A 16,998-nucleotide genomic window follows, 5' to 3' on the forward strand; every position below is an offset into this window, starting at 1 on the left:
GGTTAATTTAATTATAAATTATTAATTTATAACTAAAAAATTTTGTTTTTAGAAAAAGAGTTACAAATTAACTTATTTTTGTTTTTAATATTCTATTTAAGATTTTAATCTTAATTGAATCTTTTATTAAAAATTATATTAAAAATCAAGAATAAAATAAATCAATAATATAACAATTGTTATATAATTCTTAGCTTAACTATTAATGAGGTAGAAAAATTGAAGAAAATAAAAGAGATTGCTATATATGGAAAAGGTGGAATAGGAAAATCTACTACCACCTCAAATATTAGTGCAGCATTATCAGATGCTGGATATAATGTAATGCAAGTAGGTTGTGACCCAAAAAGTGATTCTACACATACATTAACTGGTGGAAAATCAATACCAACGGTACTTGAATCACTGAGAAAAGGGAGGGGAGCTTTAAAAGTTGAAGATGTAATTTTTGAAGGATTTAATGGAATTCACTGTGTTGAAGCTGGAGGTCCTGAACCTGGTGTTGGATGTGCTGGAAGAGGTATAATTACAGCAGTAGAATTTTTAAAACAACAAAATGTATATGAAGAATATGCTCCTGATGTTGTTTTATATGATGTTCTTGGAGATGTTGTTTGTGGAGGATTTGCAATGCCAATAAGAGAAGGAGTAGCAGATCAAGTATACACAGTTTCTTCTGCAGATTTCATGGCTATTTATGCAGCTAATAATCTTTTTAAAGGTATAAAAAAATATTCTACAGGAGGGGGAGCTCTCTTCAGTGGAATAATTGCAAATTCAATTACATTTTCTGCTCAAAAAGATATTCTAAAAGATTTCGTTGATCAAACAGATAGTACAATAGCAGGCTTTGTTCCAAGATCTCTTACAGTAACACAAGCAGAATTATCAGGAAAAACAACTATTGAAGCAGATCCAGACTCAACACAAGCAGATGTCTATAGAAAACTTGCAAAGGATATTTATAACAACAAAGATGAATATGTACCATCTCCTTTAGAAAGCGATGAACTAAAGGATTGGGCAGAATCTTGGTCTGATAAATTACTAGAACTTAAAAAACAAGAAGAAGGTGATTTTAAGATATAAAAATCTTAAATTTAAGATAGATAAAACTAATAAAATATTAATTAAATGAATTGTGGTTTAAATAAATTATAGTTTGAATTAAATAAAAATTTGAATTAAATAATATAAATTAAAGGAAATAAAAGAATCAAAATTAGAATATAGAGGTTAAAATATGGCTAAAAATGAACTTGATTCAGAGGATTACATTGTAGAACTTGATAAAGTCACATGCCCTACCCGTGAACAACGTGCAAATGGAACAAATGTGTACTTTGGAAAAGCTAGTGAACTTTTAGATGATGCAAAAAAAGGTAATTTAAAATGTACTGAAAGAGGTTTTCAACAATCTGGAGGATGTATCCTAAATTTTTACCTCTCAGTGAGGGTTTCTACAATAAGAGATGCAGCAATAATTTTTAATGGTCCTGTTGGATGTTCACATGCAGCATTAGGCTATAAAGAACTATATGGAGCTATTCCAGAAGCATTAGGAAAACCAACAAATTATAATCTTAACTGGTTAACTACTAATCTTGGAGAAGATGATGTTGTTTTTGGTGCTAAAGATAAGCTTATTGAAGCTATTAAAGAAGCTGAAGATAGGTATTCTCCAAAAGCTATTTTCATTTTAACTACTTGTGTTACAGGGATAATTGGTGAAGATATTGAATCTGCAGTAAATGAGATCCAACCTGATATAAAAGCAAGTATTGTTCCAATTCACTGTGAAGGTGTAAGATCTAAAATCATGCAAACAGGCTATGATGCTTTTTGGCATGGAGTATTAAAATATCTTGTTAAAAAACCTAAAAAGAAACAAAAAGACTTAGTTAATATAGCTAGTATGTTATCTTATGCATGGCAGGATAGAATTGAAATTGAAAGATTACTTGGTAAGTTAGGCTTAAGAGTAAATTTTATTCCAGAATTTGCAAGTGTTGAAGACTTTGAACAACTGTCAGAGGCAGCAGTAACAGCACCAATTTGTCCAACTTATACAGATTACCTATCGAGAGGACTCCACCAACATTTTGGAGTTCCATTTTTCATGTATCCCTCTCCTATTGGTATTAATAATACTGATGAATGGCTTAGAGAGATAGCTAAGTATACTGGAAAAGAAAAAGAAGTTGAAGAGCTTATAAAAGAAGAACATGAAAAATATGTTCCTAAATTAAAAGAGATTAATGATAAGTTTAAAGCTATTGCAGATAAAAGAGGTTCAAAAATTGATGTTCTTGGTTCTCTTGGACAAGGACGGCTTGTTACTCAATTACCTTACTTTGATGAATTAGGCGTTAAATCAACTTCAGCAATGGCACAGGACTTTGATAATATATTAATCGATGAATTAGAAGATGTTATTGATAAAGTCGGTGATTTTAATGTTATGGTAAATACTTTCCAAGCAGCTGAACAACTCCATATCACTGAACAAACAAAACCAGATATGGCTTTAACTTGCCCTTTCCAAGGTGGTGCTTGGAAACGTGAAGGTTCTGTTTCAAGATTACATTCACTTAGGGGAGATCCAAGAAAATGGAGTACTCAGGCAGGATATGCTGGTGCAGTTGCATATGGAAACTTTTTACTACAAGCACTTAAAAATGAATCATTACAAAGACTTTCTAAAGAAAATACTGGTGTTAGTGTTAAAAAATGGTACTTAGATCAACCAGATCCATTGTACTTTGCTGAAAAAGGAAAATAATCTTTTAAAATTTTATAATATTTTTATATATTTTATGTTTATTAAGGGAGATGAAAAATTGAGTGAAAAATCAGAAAACTATATAGATGAATCAAGTTCACCTAGGATAGTAGAAGCTCCAAGATATGGTTGTACATTATCTGGAGCTTATGAAGCAGCTGTTGGATTAAATGAGGGGGTTCCTATTCTTCATTCTGGTTCAGGTTGTGGTATGAGTCAATTGTTTGGTGCAAATTATGGAGGGGCTCAAAATGCTCCTGGTGATTATGGAGGCTCATCTACTCCATGTTCTTGTCTTGTTGAAGAGCATGTGATTTTTGGAGGAGAAGATAAGTTAAGAAAACTTATTGATTCAACAATAAAAATTTCAACAGGTGAATTTTTCACTGTAATATCAGGATGTGTTCCATCTTTAATTGGGGATGATGTTGATGCTATTGTTAATGAATTTAGAGATAAAGCACCTATAATCCATGTAAATGCTCCAGGTTTTAAAGGAAACTCATTTGAAGGATATGAATTATTCTTTGAAGCTCTTGTAGATCAATATTTAAAGTCTTCAAATAAAAAAGAAAAGAAATTAATTAATATATTAGGTATTGTACCATTTCAACATATATTTTGGAAAGGGGAGCTTAGAGCTATTAAAGAATTACTTGAGAAACTTGATATAGAAGCTAACGTTATATTTGGAGAATTTGATACAGTTGAAAAAATCCAAAAGATACCTTCTGCAGCATATAATATTGTCTTATCTCCATGGATTGGTCATAGAGCTGCTCGTAAACTTGAAAAAGAATTTGATACACCTTATATAAGTTTTCCTGGAATACCTACAGGCCCTATTCAAACTACAAAATTTTTAAGAAAGCTAGCTGAAATTCTTCCTATCAATAAAAAGAAGCTTGAGGACTTAATAAAAGAAGGAGAACGTAGAGCTTATCGTACAATTGAATATGCTGGAGATATTCTTCAGTTTGATGTTCCTAATGTTTATTTTGGAGTTGTAGCTGATTCAAATACTGCTCTAAGTATTACAAGATATTTAACTGATGAAGTTGGTCAACTTCCAGATATTGTTATTATTACTGATAATCCTCCTGAAGAATATAGGGAAGGAATTATTAATGCAATAACAAGTAGTGAAGAGATTCAATTTACTCCAGATATTATATTTGAAATAGATTCTTTTAAAATAAGTCAACTTTTAAAGGATAGACCATTTTTAAATCTTTATGCAAGTTCTCTTGAATCTGTTATTAAAGGTGAATTAGAAACTACTCATGTTACGGTTTCTTTTCCTTCATATAATAGGCTGGTTTTAGGAGATAATTATGTTGGATATGATGGTGGTCTTAATTTAATTCAAGATTTGTTTTATGATAAAGCAGGTCCTTTGTAGAATATTATAATAATTGTTAATTGATTAATTTTCTAATTTTTATTTTTCATATTTTATTTTTTTTTATATGAAAATATAAAAATTGATAACATAACAATGTTATATAAATTTTAATATTAATATTAAAAATAAAATTATTAAAATAAAAATTATTGAAGTTAAAATTATTGAAGTTAAAATTATTGAAGTTGAAATTATTAAGCTTAAAATTATTGAGGTTAAAATTAAAATTTTAAAGATTAAATTAAATTATTTTTATAAACAATATCGGAGGTGTTAAAATAGGCGAAATAAAGAATGATAATGAAACGAAAGGAAATCAAAAGATAAGTTATTTGAATAAAGATAATAATGATACTCCTAAAATCATTATAAGAAATATTAAAAAGACATTTGAAAGAAAAGGAAAAAAATCTAAAGAAGAATTTCTTGCAATAGATAATGTTAATTTAGATATATATAATGGAGAATTTTTGGTTATTTTAGGTCCAAGTGGTTGTGGAAAATCAACATTATTGGACATTATTGGTGGTCTTTCTACTCCATCAAAAGGTGAAATAAAAATTAATGATAAAATAATTGAGGGTCCTGGATTAGATAGGGGAATTGTTTTTCAACAATATGCCCTTCTACCATGGAGAAATGCTTTACACAATGTAACCTTTCCATTAGAATCTCATTTAGATAAAAGAGAATCTGAAAAAATTAGTAAAAAATATCTCTCACTTGTAGGGTTATCTGGATTTGAAGATAGGTATCCTAATGAATTAAGTGGTGGTATGAAGCAGAGAGTAGCTATTGCTCGTGCGTTAGCTATTGATCCAGAAATTTTACTTATGGATGAACCTTTTGCAGCTGTTGATGCTCAAACAAGATCTATCTTACAGGAAGATTTACTTAAAATAACAGAAAACAATAAAAAAACAGTTATATTTATTACTCATAGTATAGATGAAGCTATATTTTTAGCTGATAAAGTTGCAATTATGACAGCTCGACCAGGAACTATTAAAGAAATTGTAAATATTCCAATATCAAGACAACATAGGTTTAAAACAGATTTTAAGAGTAGTAGTGATTTTGCTAGATTAAGACACAAAATTTGGGAGCTTTTAAAAGAAGAAGTTATTAAATCTCAAGAGATTAAAGAGAATAATCTTGAATTTGAGACTTCAATTGAAAAAGGTGGAGGAATTTAGATGAGTTCTGTAAATTTTTCACCAACATCTCTATTTAAATCAACCTTACATAAATATATTGCAATTATAGTATTTTTAATAGCTTGGCAGATTCTTCCAACTTTAGGGCTTGTAAATCAAATATTTATTCCAACTCCAACCACAATCCTCAGTGAAATGTATAGATTATGTTTAGATGGAACTTTACAGTATAATACCTTAGTAAGTCTATGGAGAGTATTTTCAGGTTTTCTTCTTGCACTTATAGTTGCATTACCTCTTGGATTTTTATTAGGTGGATTTTTTAAAAATTTTGAAAAAGCAGTAAATCCACTCCTTCAACTTTTATCTCAGGCAAACCCATTTACTTTGTTTCCTATTTTCATCGTATTTTTAGGAATAGGGGAACTTTCTAAAATAACAATTATTTATTGGGTTACTCAATGGCCAATATTACTGAATACTATTACTGGTATATCTAATGTTGATCCTGTTCTAGTGAAAATGGCTAAATCTGCTGGATTAGGTAAAGTAGAAATTTTTACTAAAGTACTGATTCCAGCTTCACTACCAACAGTTTTCACTGGTATCCGTATGGGTGCTGTTTTCGCATTTTTCATGCTAATTGGTGCTGAGATGTTAGGATCAACTGCTGGTTTAGGTCATATGATTATGCAAGCTCAAATGGTAATGCAAATACCTAAAATGTGGGCAGGAATCGTAACTGTTGCTTTACTTGGTTATATTGTAAATTATGGCTTACTTTATTTAGAAAAGAAAGTTTCAACATGGAAACAAGATGTTGAAATTTAATAGTGTATATTCTGTATATTTGAGTATATAGTTTATCATAAAAATTTAAGTTCATAAAATTATCATTAGTAGGAGGTGCTATAATGACTTGCTAAAAAGAAAGAATAGAAAAAAATAACCGATTTGATAGTAAATAGATAGGGAAGATCCCTATCTATTCATTATGATGTATATTCAACAATTCTACTAAATTTGAATATACAATATTTAATATGTTCAATCTAATATTTAAGTTTTATAAGCTTCATTTATAATTTTAACATATTACTTATTGAAATCAAATAAAAACTAATTTAATTAAATAATAATTTGAAAAATCATATTTAAACAAATATCAATCATTAAAATTAATATTAAATAGAAAATAACTGTGAAATTTTATAAAAACTTGATATAAGAATATAAGATTTGATATAAGAATATAATTTAACATAAAAAGTATAAAAATAAAGAAAATAAGAATAATGAGAATAAAAAAGGAGAATAAAAATGGTAAATAAAAAATTAATAGCTATAGTTATTGTAATTATAGCGATAGTAGCAATAATAGCAGGATTAGTATTTTTACCATCATCGGCAAATGCTAATTCTATTAATGGGGCTGTAACAAAAGATTGTTCAGGAACTCCTTGGTTTGTAGGATATGAAAAGGGATTTTTTGATAAACATAATGTAAATGTAGTTGATAAAGGTGATATTCCTTATGCTCAACAACCTGCAGCACTTTCATCAGGAGAATTAAATGTATATGATGGACACCCAAATGCATTAATAAATCTCATTAAAAGTGGTGTTCCAGTCAAAGCTGTAGTAGTAACTGGAGCAGAACCTATTAATGGATCTTTAGATGAAGAACATATGCACTGGCTTGTTAAAGAAAATAGTTCTTTAAAAAGTCCAGAAGATTTTGAAAAATTTGTAAAAGATAATGGAAGGAAAGTTAAAGTTGGAGTACTTGCGACTGGTGTTTGTGCTGATTTAGAAACAAATGCATGGTTAAGAAAAAATAATATTACACCTAACGATACTGTTGAATATGTTACTCTTCCAGATAATCAACAAGAACAAGCATTATTACAAGGTGATATTGATATTGCAACATTACATCCACCATTTTTTGCAAAAGCAGAAAAAGATAGTAATGAAACTAATGATTCCAGCAAAAAACTAAGAATTTTAACTACTAGTACTGAAGCATTTGGTCCCGCAGCAGGATTATCATTTGCAATTGTTAATGAAGATTTTATAAAAGAGCATCCTGACACTGTTCGAAATTTCATCAAAGCATTTAAAGATGCTGATAGATGGTCTAATGATAATAGGGAAGAAGCAGGTGAAATAACTGCTAAAAATATTGATTTACCATATACAGCTAATGTTCATTGGTATAGTCCATCTGGAGCTATTGATGAAGAAGTTAAAGGATATATACAAGATTGGATTGATGCAATGGAAGCTGATGGATTAATAGAACATGGAGAATTTGTGCCTGAGGATTTATATACTTCTGAATTTAATGATACTTGGGATACTAGCTTACCAAATCAATAATAATATTTAGAATATTATTAATAGGGAGGATATATAGGCTTTGTGTAGATTTTATATAAAATAAATAACTATGATGTGTTATAATTGTCAAATTAAAGTAAAATACCAATTCAAAGACACATGGAAAACAAATTTACCAGATAATTAAATTATAGATAATTAAATTCTAAAGACTAATTATATGGTTTATTTATTTTAATTATAAGATTTTCTTATTTTTATCTTTTATTTTTAATATAATTAATTTATAAGTGAAAAAATGAATTTAATAATCTTAATTAATAATCTTAATAAAATAATTTTTAACAAATTTATATCGGTTATTCATAAAATCATTCATAAATTTTCTGCAGTTATTATATTTTTTATTATATGGGAGTTTTTATCAATTATAGGGGTATTTAATCCTAATTTCATTTCTTCTCCATCGACTATAATTATAAAAATAATTGAATTGAGTTTAAATGGGATAATCCCATTTGAAACAGCTTATACTCTAATAAGAGTTTTAATAGGAGTTAGTTTAGCTTTGATTGTAGCTATTCCATTGGGATTTTTGCTTGGAGGATTTTTTAAAAAGATTGAAAATTCATTAAATCCATTGTTGAGATTGTTAGAACAGATTAATCCACTAACTCTCTTTCATTTAATAATTTTATTTACATTAATAAATGAACTTGCTATTGTACTAGTAATATATTGGGCAGTTCAGTGGCCTTTATTGAATAACACAGTTACTGGTGCAAAAAATGTACCTTCAGAGTTTATTAAAATAGGAAAATCACTAAATTTTAGTAAATCTGATATTTTTTGGAAAATACAGCTACCTTCTGCACTTCCTTATATTTTCACAGGATTAAGATTAGGTGTAATATTTGCTTTTTTAATAGCTATGGGTGTGGAGATGATGGGAATGACAACAGGAAATGGTTTAGGTTATTTCATCATGCATTCACAAGAAACTGGTTATGTTCCAGATATGTGGGCAGGAGTTGCTGTTATGACAATTTTAGCTGTTTTAGTTAACTATTCTATTACTTTAATAGAAAAGGAGTTTTACAGAATAGAAAATTTGTTATTTTAATTATTTAAAATTCTAATTATTTAAGACAAAGTTATGATTGGGAATAATTATGAATAGAGCATGATAACGGGAAAATAATCATGAATGGAGTATAATAACGAGAAAATACTTATAAATAGGGGTATATAATGAAAAAAAAATATTTAGTAATAGTAATAGTTATCATCATCATTGTAGGCATTGCTTTTGTATCATCTCTTTTTATTTTTCAAGGAGATGAAAAAGATGTATGTTCTCAATGTAAGATGTTGAATTGTCATGATCATGCTATAGGAGATAATTATTGTTGTGATATGTGTAGTATGGAAGAAAATAGTAAATGTAATTGTCCAATGCCAATGAAAGAAAATAATAATTCTGAAAATAATGCTTCTAATATAAGTATGAATAATTCTTTAGCTGAAAATAGTTCAGATGTGAAAATGCATAACAATTAAATTTAATTTTTACTATCTTTTTTAATTTTTAGTATATTTTAATATTTTTAATAAAATTATAAATCAAATAATTTGGAGTAAATATTATGTCTTATCTTAATTTAAAATACATTGATTTAAGTTCGATTACGATTGTTGGATCTTTAATATTCTTTATTTGGGGAATAATAGTAGGATTATTGCTATTTATTTATTTTGCTATTAATGGAAATTTTGATACATTATCATTACTTATTCCATTTACAATAGCTTTTATATCTTTAGTTGGGGGAATTGTTTATTATTTCATTGGAACTTTTATTTATAATATTTTTTCAAAGAAGATATTTAATGCTTCATTTGAAATATCAAATGGAAATATTAAAAGAATCTCAATTTTACCTATTTCAATCATTATAACCTTGATAAATATTATATTTGTTATTTTGTTTTATCCTGGATTAAAATTAGTTTTAGAGGTTATTTTAATAGATTTATACTCATTTATAAGTTTCACCCCAATGATTTCATTGATAGGTCAAACTATAGATATTATTACAAATCCTATTATAATTTTAATATTCATTGTTTTAACTTTTATTTTAACTGTTTTAGGAGAATTTATATATGATTTAGTATCTAAAAAAACTGGTGGAGTTGAAATAAAATTAGAAAATAATAATAACGGTCTAAATAAAATCAATTATTTTAAACCATCAAGCGTAGGTTTGAACTTAGCTATTTCCTTGATTATTCCTTATACAATAATTAATCTAATAATTTCTTTTTTATTTTTCCCTGTTTCTTATATTAATTTTATTTGGGTGATTATAGGGGGATTTATAGGAATATTTATAATTATGAGTATATCAACAATATTTTATAATTTAATAGCTAATAAATTGAATCCTATCTTAGTTGAATTAGAATCTAATTAATAGTGAAATAGTTTTAGATCGAATGTTTTAAATTTAATTTATCAACTTTAAATTTGTTTAAATCTACAAAGAAATATCAAAGATAATTGAATCCATGGATCTTTATTGTTTTGTTTGGTTTGATTGAAATTGGTTGGGCTTACACACTTAAACTCTCAGAAATGTATACAAAGCCCCTTTATGCAGGCATTAATATTATTCTAATGATTGTGAGTCTGTATTTTTTAACTAAAACTTTAAAAAAAATACCATTAGGTACTGTTTATGCAATTTGGGTGCTATTGGATATTTAAGCATTATTTTACTTGGAATTATGATTTTAGGAGAATTTAAATCAATCATTAGAATGATTTTTCTTTTAATAGTTATTTGGAGTTATTGGTCTTAAATTCATAACAACATAATATATTTATAATTTAAAACTTTTTATAAATAAGAATATTTATTGTAAATATTTATTGTATATAGTAATGTTTAAATAATATTATCAATATATTAAAACTTAATATAACAATCGTTATAGATATTATGTTTTTTATATAATATTTAACTTTAGTGAATGATATTATAGTTTCAAAAATAATTTGAATTATTTTATTATTACCATTCTTATTATTTTTATTATAACTATCATTAATGTTAATTTATTATTACCATTATTAATTTTAGTATTATAATTAATATTATTAATGTTAATATTATACTTAGTATTATTAATCTTAGTATTATTGCTATTACTACTATTGATGTTAGTGTTATTATTACTATTATTAATATTATTAATAATAATTGTAATAATAATATTAATTTACATTATCAGTATTTTCATTAATATCTAGTTAATAATTAAAATCATAATATATTCTTAATATTAAATTCTGTAGTTAAATTATATTATATGTGAAAGAGCAAAGTGGTGATTAATATGGAAATGATTGCTGTTTATGAGGTTAAAATTGATAATAAAACTTATAAAGATAAACATAAATTCATTGGGCTTTTAAATTATACAAAAGATGTTTTAAAACAGTTAGAAAAGAATTCTGTAGGAGGATTTTACTATTTAAGAGTTAAAGTCGGATTTAATAAAGATATCTCTTTTAAAGAAGTTCTTGAAATAGCAGAAGAGAGAACTATAAAAAAAATAGAAGAAATCAAAAAAGAAATGATAATGGAAAAAAATTATTTACACATTGAATAATCTAAGAAGCTAACTTTTTAGCAATTTAAACTTTATTTAAAAAAATTTTATTTTAAAAATTATTTATATTATTTATTTATATTAAATTATTTAAATATTATAACTAATTATTATTAGGTCTAATTATATACTATATTTAAATATACTGTATTTAATAAATAGATATTATAATATAATTATTATTACATATATACTATGAGATATTTGTTAGATATAATGATATATTATAAGATACAATGAGATATAGTCTAGGAGATTGAAAAATGTCAATGACAAGTAAAATCAATACATTCGTTTATAAAAATGATAATTTCATAGAAAAAGAAGATGAGATTGTTTCTGATGAAACAATAACTTTAGCTATAAATAACTCTTTGACTAGAAGTTTTTCAATCAGTCCTGATTCTTTAAAAGAATTTAGTGTTGGATATATGTTAGGAGAAGGATTAATAAGTAGTATTGAAAATGTTGAAACTATAGATATAGAAGGGAATAATATAAGTGCTACTATTGATTTAGAAGATTTTGATATAAAGAAAGAATTGATTGTTGGTTCTGATTGTTTTGGAGGTTGGAGAAGCAAAATAGATTTTATAGATAAAGTTGAATCTGATTATGTAATTGATCCTAATGATTTATTAGAAAATACTGAAAAAATTAGAGAAAAAGCAATAACTTGGAAAAATACTGGTGGTACGCATATAGCTAGTTTTATAAATAAAGAAAAAAATGAATTTATCAGTAAAGAAGACATTAGTAGGCATGTAGCTGTTGATAAGGTTATTGGTGCTGCTGCTTTGAAAAAACTTGATTTTAAAAACTCTTATATTATTTATAGTGGTAGGATGCCAGCTGATGTATTGATAAAGATAGCTCGTGTAGGAATTCCAATAATTGCTTCAAATGCAGCTCCAACATTATCAGGATATACTGTAGCTGATGAAGCTAACATAACTATGGTAGGATTTATAAGAGGAGACAAGTTTAATGTTTATACACACCCAGAACGTATAATAGTTTAACAATAAAACAATATCTAATAAAATAAAATTTTAATAATATCTTTTAATAATATATTATGATAATATATTTTAATAATAAGATTTTGATGATAAAATTTTAATTATAATATTTTAATTATTAGCATAAAGGTGTGAAATTGATTGAAAAACTTCTTAATGATTATTTTATGGTAAATTTAAATAAGAAACTATCGTTATCAAATAGAGCAAAGTTAATACCATCAAAAAATTATAATGAAATAAATCTTCTTTGGAAAGAACATCAAAAAATACAAAGTGATTTAGACAATGGAAAATATAAATGTCTAAATGATAGTATACCTGATTTTTCTTATCTTGATTTAAAAATTAAGATTGCAAATAAAATATTTAAAGAATGTATTTTCTGTCCAAGAAAATGTAAAGTTGATAGAAACAATGAAACAGGTTTTTGTGGTGTGAGAAATCCAATAATAGCTTCTGAATTGTTCAATCAAAATGAAACATTACCAATAATGTTTAAAACCGATTATAATATTAATTATAATATTAACTCTAATATTAATAACAATTCTAATATTAATAATTCTAATATTAATAATAATTTTAATACTAATAATAATTCTAATAGTAATTCTACTATTGATTCCAATATTATTTGTAATACTAATCCTAATACTGATTTTAATATTATTTCTAATTCTGATTCAATTACTGATTATAATAATAATTCTAATAATAGTTTTAACAATAATTACAATAATAATTTTAATGATAATTTTAACAATAGTTGTAATGTTGATTCTAAAAAAGATCTTAATAATAAGGATAATAATAATTCAAATATTCTTGAAAATAATAATAATAATTGTAAAAAGTCATCATTATGTATAGCAGGATTAAATGAAGAGAGTCCTTTAATCCCTAGTCATAAAATATTCTTTTCAGGTTGTACATTAAGATGTGCTTTTTGTCAAAATTATGAAATTAGTATAAATCCAAAAAATGGAATATCCATAAATAAAAAAGATTTAGCTTTTAAAATAAATAATAATAGATTAGCAGGTTCAAGTAATGTAAACTTTGTTGGAGGAGAACCAACACCTAATCTTAATTTTATTTTAGAAACTATAAAATTAACTAAAGAAAATATCCCTATTATTTATAATAGTAATATGTATCTATCTACAGAAACAATGAGCTTATTAAACGGGTTTGTTGATCTTTATCTTACTGATTTTAAATTTGGTAACAATAAATGTGCTTCAAGACTTTCTGGTGTTTCTGATTATATGGAAACTGTTGGGAATAATCATAAAATAGCTTTAAGTTCTGGAAATATAATTATTAGACACTTAGTTTTACCTAACCATATAGAATGCTGTTCAATACCATTAATAGATTGGATCGTTGAAAATTTAGGTGTTGATGTGGTATTAGATATAGTAGATAAATATAAACCTTTTTATAAAGCCAATCAATATCAAGATCTATCAAAAACATTAAAATCTAAAGATGTTGAAAGAGTAATCGATTATGCAAAAAGTTTAGGGTTAAACAATATAATTAAGACTTAAATTAATATTTAAGTTATGAGTTAAATTATAAATTGAATTAAGAACTATATTAAGTACTAAATTAAAAATTAAATTAAAAATTAAATTTAAAGAATATTAATTTAAAAATATAATTTTTAAAAAATTAATATAAACAAAATTTAAAAAATGCAATTAATTTAAGATTAATTTTAGATTAGTATAATATTAGTTTAAAGGCTAATTTAAGACTAGTTCAAAGACTAATTTAAAAACTAATTTAAAATTTCATTGAAAAATCTATTAATTTGATTTTTATAAGTTTCTAAATCAGCTTCATTTATAATAATACAATCAGATGTAGCTACAACATTACCTATACCAAAATCTAGCTCTCTCTGATCTCTTTTTAAGAAACCTTCATATTCAACAGAATCATCATTACGATTCCTACTTTTAAGTCTATTAAATCTTGTTTTTGGTGAAGAAAATACTGATAAAAGGAAGAAATCCTTAAAACTTTTTCTAAACATACTGACTTCATGTTGGCTTCGAATACCTTCTATAATAAAGATATTTTTTGAATTGACAGTTTCTGACTCTTTTTTAATTTTCTCAATAGTTAGTTTAGCTAAAACATATTCTCCAAATTCTTCTCTTAACTTTATTGAAGTTTCTCCAACATCAGCATTTCTCTTTTTAGCTTCTTTTCTAACTAAATCTCCCATATTAATTACAATAATATTCTTTTCTTTTGCAATTTTAGAGATTAAACTTTTCCCAGAACCTGGTAATCCTGAAATACCCACAACTTTCATAGAATCCACTTAAAATATTATTTTAGAATTATTATATTTATACATATGTTTATATTAAATTATTTATTATTAAATATTTAATATTATCTTTTTATTTAATATTATCTTTTTTAATTACTATTTATTTTTTAGTTTTATTATTAATTTTAGCTATTATCCTTCAAATTTAGCTACTTCAATAAGATTTAAAGATTTTTTTAAGTTTTCTGTATTAGAAAACTCATTTACTATCTTTTTTAAATAATTTTTATCTTTAGATTTTAATTGTTTTGCATATTTAATCATTAAAGGAATAACTCTTACAATATTATCAACAATAGTAATATCAACTGCTTTAGCAGTTCTTGATAAGGGATTTAAATCAATAGCTATAACTTTTTTACCATTATCAACAAGAACTTCAGCTCTATCACCATCTTCCAGAGAAACTAAAACAACATCTGCAGAGTAAATTCCTTCTTCAGAAGCCGTAGCTCTAGGAGAATCAATATTATCAATATATTTTAGGTTTTCACTATCATCACCTAATATATTTTCATACCCTAAATTTCGGTATATATTTGAAATTATATGAACACGCTTTTCAGTTCTATAAAATAAATTAATCTCAATTTTAGAATTTGTTTCATTAGCTAAATCCACTATTTCTTTTGCAGCTAATGCAGTGCTGTTACCATTTACTGATATAACTGGATTTTTTGCTAAAAGAAGGGTTGCTACACTTGTTTTAATTGCTTTTTCAGATGATAGACTTGTTTTTTCTCCAATAAGATAATCAAATGCTTCACCTCTACCATGAGCAATCATTCCAGAATCAGCTAGATATCCTTCTTTATAAGCATCTTTTATTTTTTCTCTTTGAATAAGTGATTCATATCTAGGATGACTTTTAGGTATCATATATAATTTAGATAATATTACAAAGTTTATAAACTTATTGTATATAAATATTTTAAACATTATTTTTACACAAAGTATTAAAACTTTTGATATTAATTTATATTTTAATTTATATTTTAATTTATATTTTAATTTTTATTTTAATTTATATATTTTATTTATTTTTTTAATAAATTATTTATGTAATAATTAATATAAGTTTATATAATCAAATTTAATTTATTTGAGAATTATTAAGATTTATTATTAATATTTATTATTTTTAAGGTGAAAAAATGAATTTAATGGAAAAATTATCAACAACACCAGGAATTTCTGGTTTTGAAGGAAAAATCGTTGAAATTATTAAAGAAGAGCTTGAAAATCATGTCGATGAACTTGAAGAAGACTTAATGGGTAATGTTATAGCTATTAAAAAAGGTGAAAAGAAAGGACTAAAAGTAATGTTAGCTTCACATATGGATGAAATAGGGTTAATGGTTCGCCATATTGATAAAAAAGGATTTCTTCGTTTTACAAAAATTGGGGGAATTAATGATCAGATGTTATTAAATCAGACTGTAACAATTCATGGTAAAAATGGAGATATCACTGGTGTTATTGGATCAAAGCCACCTCATGTAATGAAAGCTGCTGAGAGGAAAAAAATTATTGAATATGATTCAATGTTTATAGATATTGGTGCATTTTCAAAAGAAGAAGCTGAAGAATTAGTGAGTGTTGGAGATCCTATAAGTTTTAAATCTGAATTTGAAGAATTTCCCAATAATTTAATCATGGGCAAAGCTCTTGATAATCGTATTGGTTGCTATATAATGATTGAAACAATCAAAAGAGTTAATACTAAAGCAACAGTATTCGGTGTTGGAACTGTTCAAGAGGAAGTTGGTCTAAAAGGTGCTAAAACATCATCATTTAAAATAGACCCTGATATGGCTTTTGCTTTAGATGTTACTATAGCAGGAGATCATCCAGGAATTAAAGAAGATAATTCTCCAGCAAAGATTGGGGAGGGTCCTGCAATAATATTAGCTGATGCAAGTGGAAGAGGTATTATAACTCCTGAAAAAATTAAAAACTTGTTAATATCTTCATCCAAAGAAGCTGATATTAAATATCAACTTGAGGTAAGTGAAGGTGGAACTACTGATGCATCTGCTATTCATTTAACTAGAGATGGAATCCCAACAGGAGTAGTTTCAGTCCCAACAAGATATATACATACAACTGTAAGCATTGCAAGTATGGAAGATGTTGAAAATACGATCAATTTGCTTGTTAAAGCAATTGATAGTTTATAATGATTTTATACTTTAAATTCATTATATGAACTTTTTTATTAAATTTTTTATATTATTTTATTAAATTTTTATTAGATT

16 protein-coding genes are annotated in these 16,998 nt (G+C 25.5%); 14 read left to right on the top strand and 2 right to left on the bottom strand.

The genetic code is table 11. From position 1 onward, the window contains the following. Window positions 1-219: 219 nt before the first annotated feature. From nifH to MarbSA_RS00965, 13 genes are all read left to right on the top strand, one after another. Complete coding sequence (gene nifH, locus MarbSA_RS00905) at window positions 220-1,089, top strand: nitrogenase iron protein (RefSeq protein WP_042703897.1); 870 nt, start codon at window positions 220-222, stop codon at window positions 1,087-1,089. A 154-nt stretch (window positions 1,090-1,243) separates the two neighbouring features. Beyond that, a complete protein-coding gene (locus tag MarbSA_RS00910) occupies window positions 1,244-2,782 on the top strand; it encodes a nitrogenase component 1 (protein ID WP_221061646.1) in 1,539 nt (512 codons plus the stop codon). A gap of 58 nt (window positions 2,783-2,840) precedes the next feature. Then, the gene (locus MarbSA_RS00915) at window positions 2,841-4,184 is read left to right on the top strand and encodes a nitrogenase component 1 (protein WP_244987881.1); all 1,344 of its coding nucleotides are present in this window, start codon (window positions 2,841-2,843) and stop codon (window positions 4,182-4,184) included. Between the two features lie 335 nt (window positions 4,185-4,519). Continuing rightward, window positions 4,520-5,383 (top strand): ABC transporter ATP-binding protein, encoded by an 864-nt coding sequence (locus tag MarbSA_RS00920; RefSeq protein ID WP_244987882.1) that lies wholly within the window; start codon window positions 4,520-4,522, stop codon window positions 5,381-5,383. After that, window positions 5,384-6,175, top strand: a complete 792-nt coding sequence (locus tag MarbSA_RS00925; RefSeq protein WP_054835201.1) for an ABC transporter permease — start codon at window positions 5,384-5,386, stop codon at window positions 6,173-6,175. Between the two features lie 489 nt (window positions 6,176-6,664). Next, complete coding sequence (locus MarbSA_RS00930) at window positions 6,665-7,726, top strand: ABC transporter substrate-binding protein (RefSeq protein ID WP_221061648.1); 1,062 nt, start codon at window positions 6,665-6,667, stop codon at window positions 7,724-7,726. A gap of 259 nt (window positions 7,727-7,985) precedes the next feature. Next, the gene (locus tag MarbSA_RS00935; protein ID WP_221061649.1) at window positions 7,986-8,810 is read left to right on the top strand and encodes an ABC transporter permease; all 825 of its coding nucleotides are present in this window, start codon (window positions 7,986-7,988) and stop codon (window positions 8,808-8,810) included. 128 nt (window positions 8,811-8,938) lie between these two features. Beyond that, the gene (locus tag MarbSA_RS00940) at window positions 8,939-9,247 is read left to right on the top strand and encodes a hypothetical protein (protein ID WP_221061650.1); all 309 of its coding nucleotides are present in this window, start codon (window positions 8,939-8,941) and stop codon (window positions 9,245-9,247) included. 86 nt (window positions 9,248-9,333) lie between these two features. Then, on the top strand, window positions 9,334-10,164 hold the full coding sequence (locus tag MarbSA_RS00945; RefSeq protein ID WP_221061651.1) for a hypothetical protein: 831 nt from the start codon (window positions 9,334-9,336) through the stop codon (window positions 10,162-10,164). A gap of 86 nt (window positions 10,165-10,250) precedes the next feature. Continuing rightward, window positions 10,251-10,457, top strand: coding sequence for a DMT family transporter (locus tag MarbSA_RS00950; RefSeq protein ID WP_221061652.1), 207 nt, complete (start codon window positions 10,251-10,253; stop codon window positions 10,455-10,457). 632 nt (window positions 10,458-11,089) lie between these two features. After that, window positions 11,090-11,365 carry a hypothetical protein gene (locus MarbSA_RS00955; RefSeq protein WP_042703912.1) on the top strand — a complete coding sequence of 92 codons (276 nt, stop codon included), beginning with the start codon at window positions 11,090-11,092 and terminating at the stop codon, window positions 11,363-11,365. 263 nt (window positions 11,366-11,628) lie between these two features. After that, window positions 11,629-12,387, top strand: a complete 759-nt coding sequence (fdhD, locus tag MarbSA_RS00960; RefSeq protein WP_054835608.1) for a formate dehydrogenase accessory sulfurtransferase FdhD — start codon at window positions 11,629-11,631, stop codon at window positions 12,385-12,387. A 137-nt stretch (window positions 12,388-12,524) separates the two neighbouring features. Next, a complete protein-coding gene (locus MarbSA_RS00965) occupies window positions 12,525-13,943 on the top strand; it encodes a radical SAM protein (protein WP_054835609.1) in 1,419 nt (472 codons plus the stop codon). A gap of 233 nt (window positions 13,944-14,176) precedes the next feature. On the opposite strand, the gene MarbSA_RS00970 is transcribed toward MarbSA_RS00965, so the two are convergent. Next, complete coding sequence (locus MarbSA_RS00970; RefSeq protein WP_042703913.1) at window positions 14,177-14,719, bottom strand: AAA family ATPase; 543 nt, start codon at window positions 14,717-14,719, stop codon at window positions 14,177-14,179. Between the two features lie 153 nt (window positions 14,720-14,872). Then, complete coding sequence (locus tag MarbSA_RS00975; RefSeq protein ID WP_221062035.1) at window positions 14,873-15,619, bottom strand: 4-phosphopantoate--beta-alanine ligase; 747 nt, start codon at window positions 15,617-15,619, stop codon at window positions 14,873-14,875. A gap of 275 nt (window positions 15,620-15,894) precedes the next feature. Here MarbSA_RS00975 and MarbSA_RS00980 point away from each other — a divergent pair, with 275 nt between their 5' ends. Further along, window positions 15,895-16,920, top strand: a complete 1,026-nt coding sequence (locus MarbSA_RS00980) for a M42 family metallopeptidase (RefSeq protein WP_221061653.1) — start codon at window positions 15,895-15,897, stop codon at window positions 16,918-16,920. Window positions 16,921-16,998 lie beyond the last annotated feature (78 nt).

This window comes from Methanobrevibacter arboriphilus, assembly GCF_019669925.1.
GTDB lineage: Archaea > Methanobacteriota > Methanobacteria > Methanobacteriales > Methanobacteriaceae > Methanobinarius > Methanobinarius arboriphilus_A.

Coding starts and splice junctions, on each gene's coding strand:
- MarbSA_RS00910 (WP_221061646.1), top strand. CDS start 1,244: ATGGCTAAAAATGAACTTGATTCAGAGGATTACATTGTAGAACTTGAT.
- MarbSA_RS00925 (WP_054835201.1), top strand. CDS start 5,384: ATGAGTTCTGTAAATTTTTCACCAACATCTCTATTTAAATCAACCTTA.
- MarbSA_RS00930 (WP_221061648.1), top strand. CDS start 6,665: ATGGTAAATAAAAAATTAATAGCTATAGTTATTGTAATTATAGCGATA.
- MarbSA_RS00935 (WP_221061649.1), top strand. CDS start 7,986: ATGAATTTAATAATCTTAATTAATAATCTTAATAAAATAATTTTTAAC.
- MarbSA_RS00940 (WP_221061650.1), top strand. CDS start 8,939: ATGAAAAAAAAATATTTAGTAATAGTAATAGTTATCATCATCATTGTA.
- MarbSA_RS00945 (WP_221061651.1), top strand. CDS start 9,334: ATGTCTTATCTTAATTTAAAATACATTGATTTAAGTTCGATTACGATT.
- MarbSA_RS00955 (WP_042703912.1), top strand. CDS start 11,090: ATGGAAATGATTGCTGTTTATGAGGTTAAAATTGATAATAAAACTTAT.
- fdhD (WP_054835608.1), top strand. CDS start 11,629: ATGTCAATGACAAGTAAAATCAATACATTCGTTTATAAAAATGATAAT.
- MarbSA_RS00970 (WP_042703913.1), bottom strand. CDS start 14,719: ATGAAAGTTGTGGGTATTTCAGGATTACCAGGTTCTGGGAAAAGTTTA.
- MarbSA_RS00975 (WP_221062035.1), bottom strand. CDS start 15,619: ATGATACCTAAAAGTCATCCTAGATATGAATCACTTATTCAAAGAGAA.
- MarbSA_RS00980 (WP_221061653.1), top strand. CDS start 15,895: ATGAATTTAATGGAAAAATTATCAACAACACCAGGAATTTCTGGTTTT.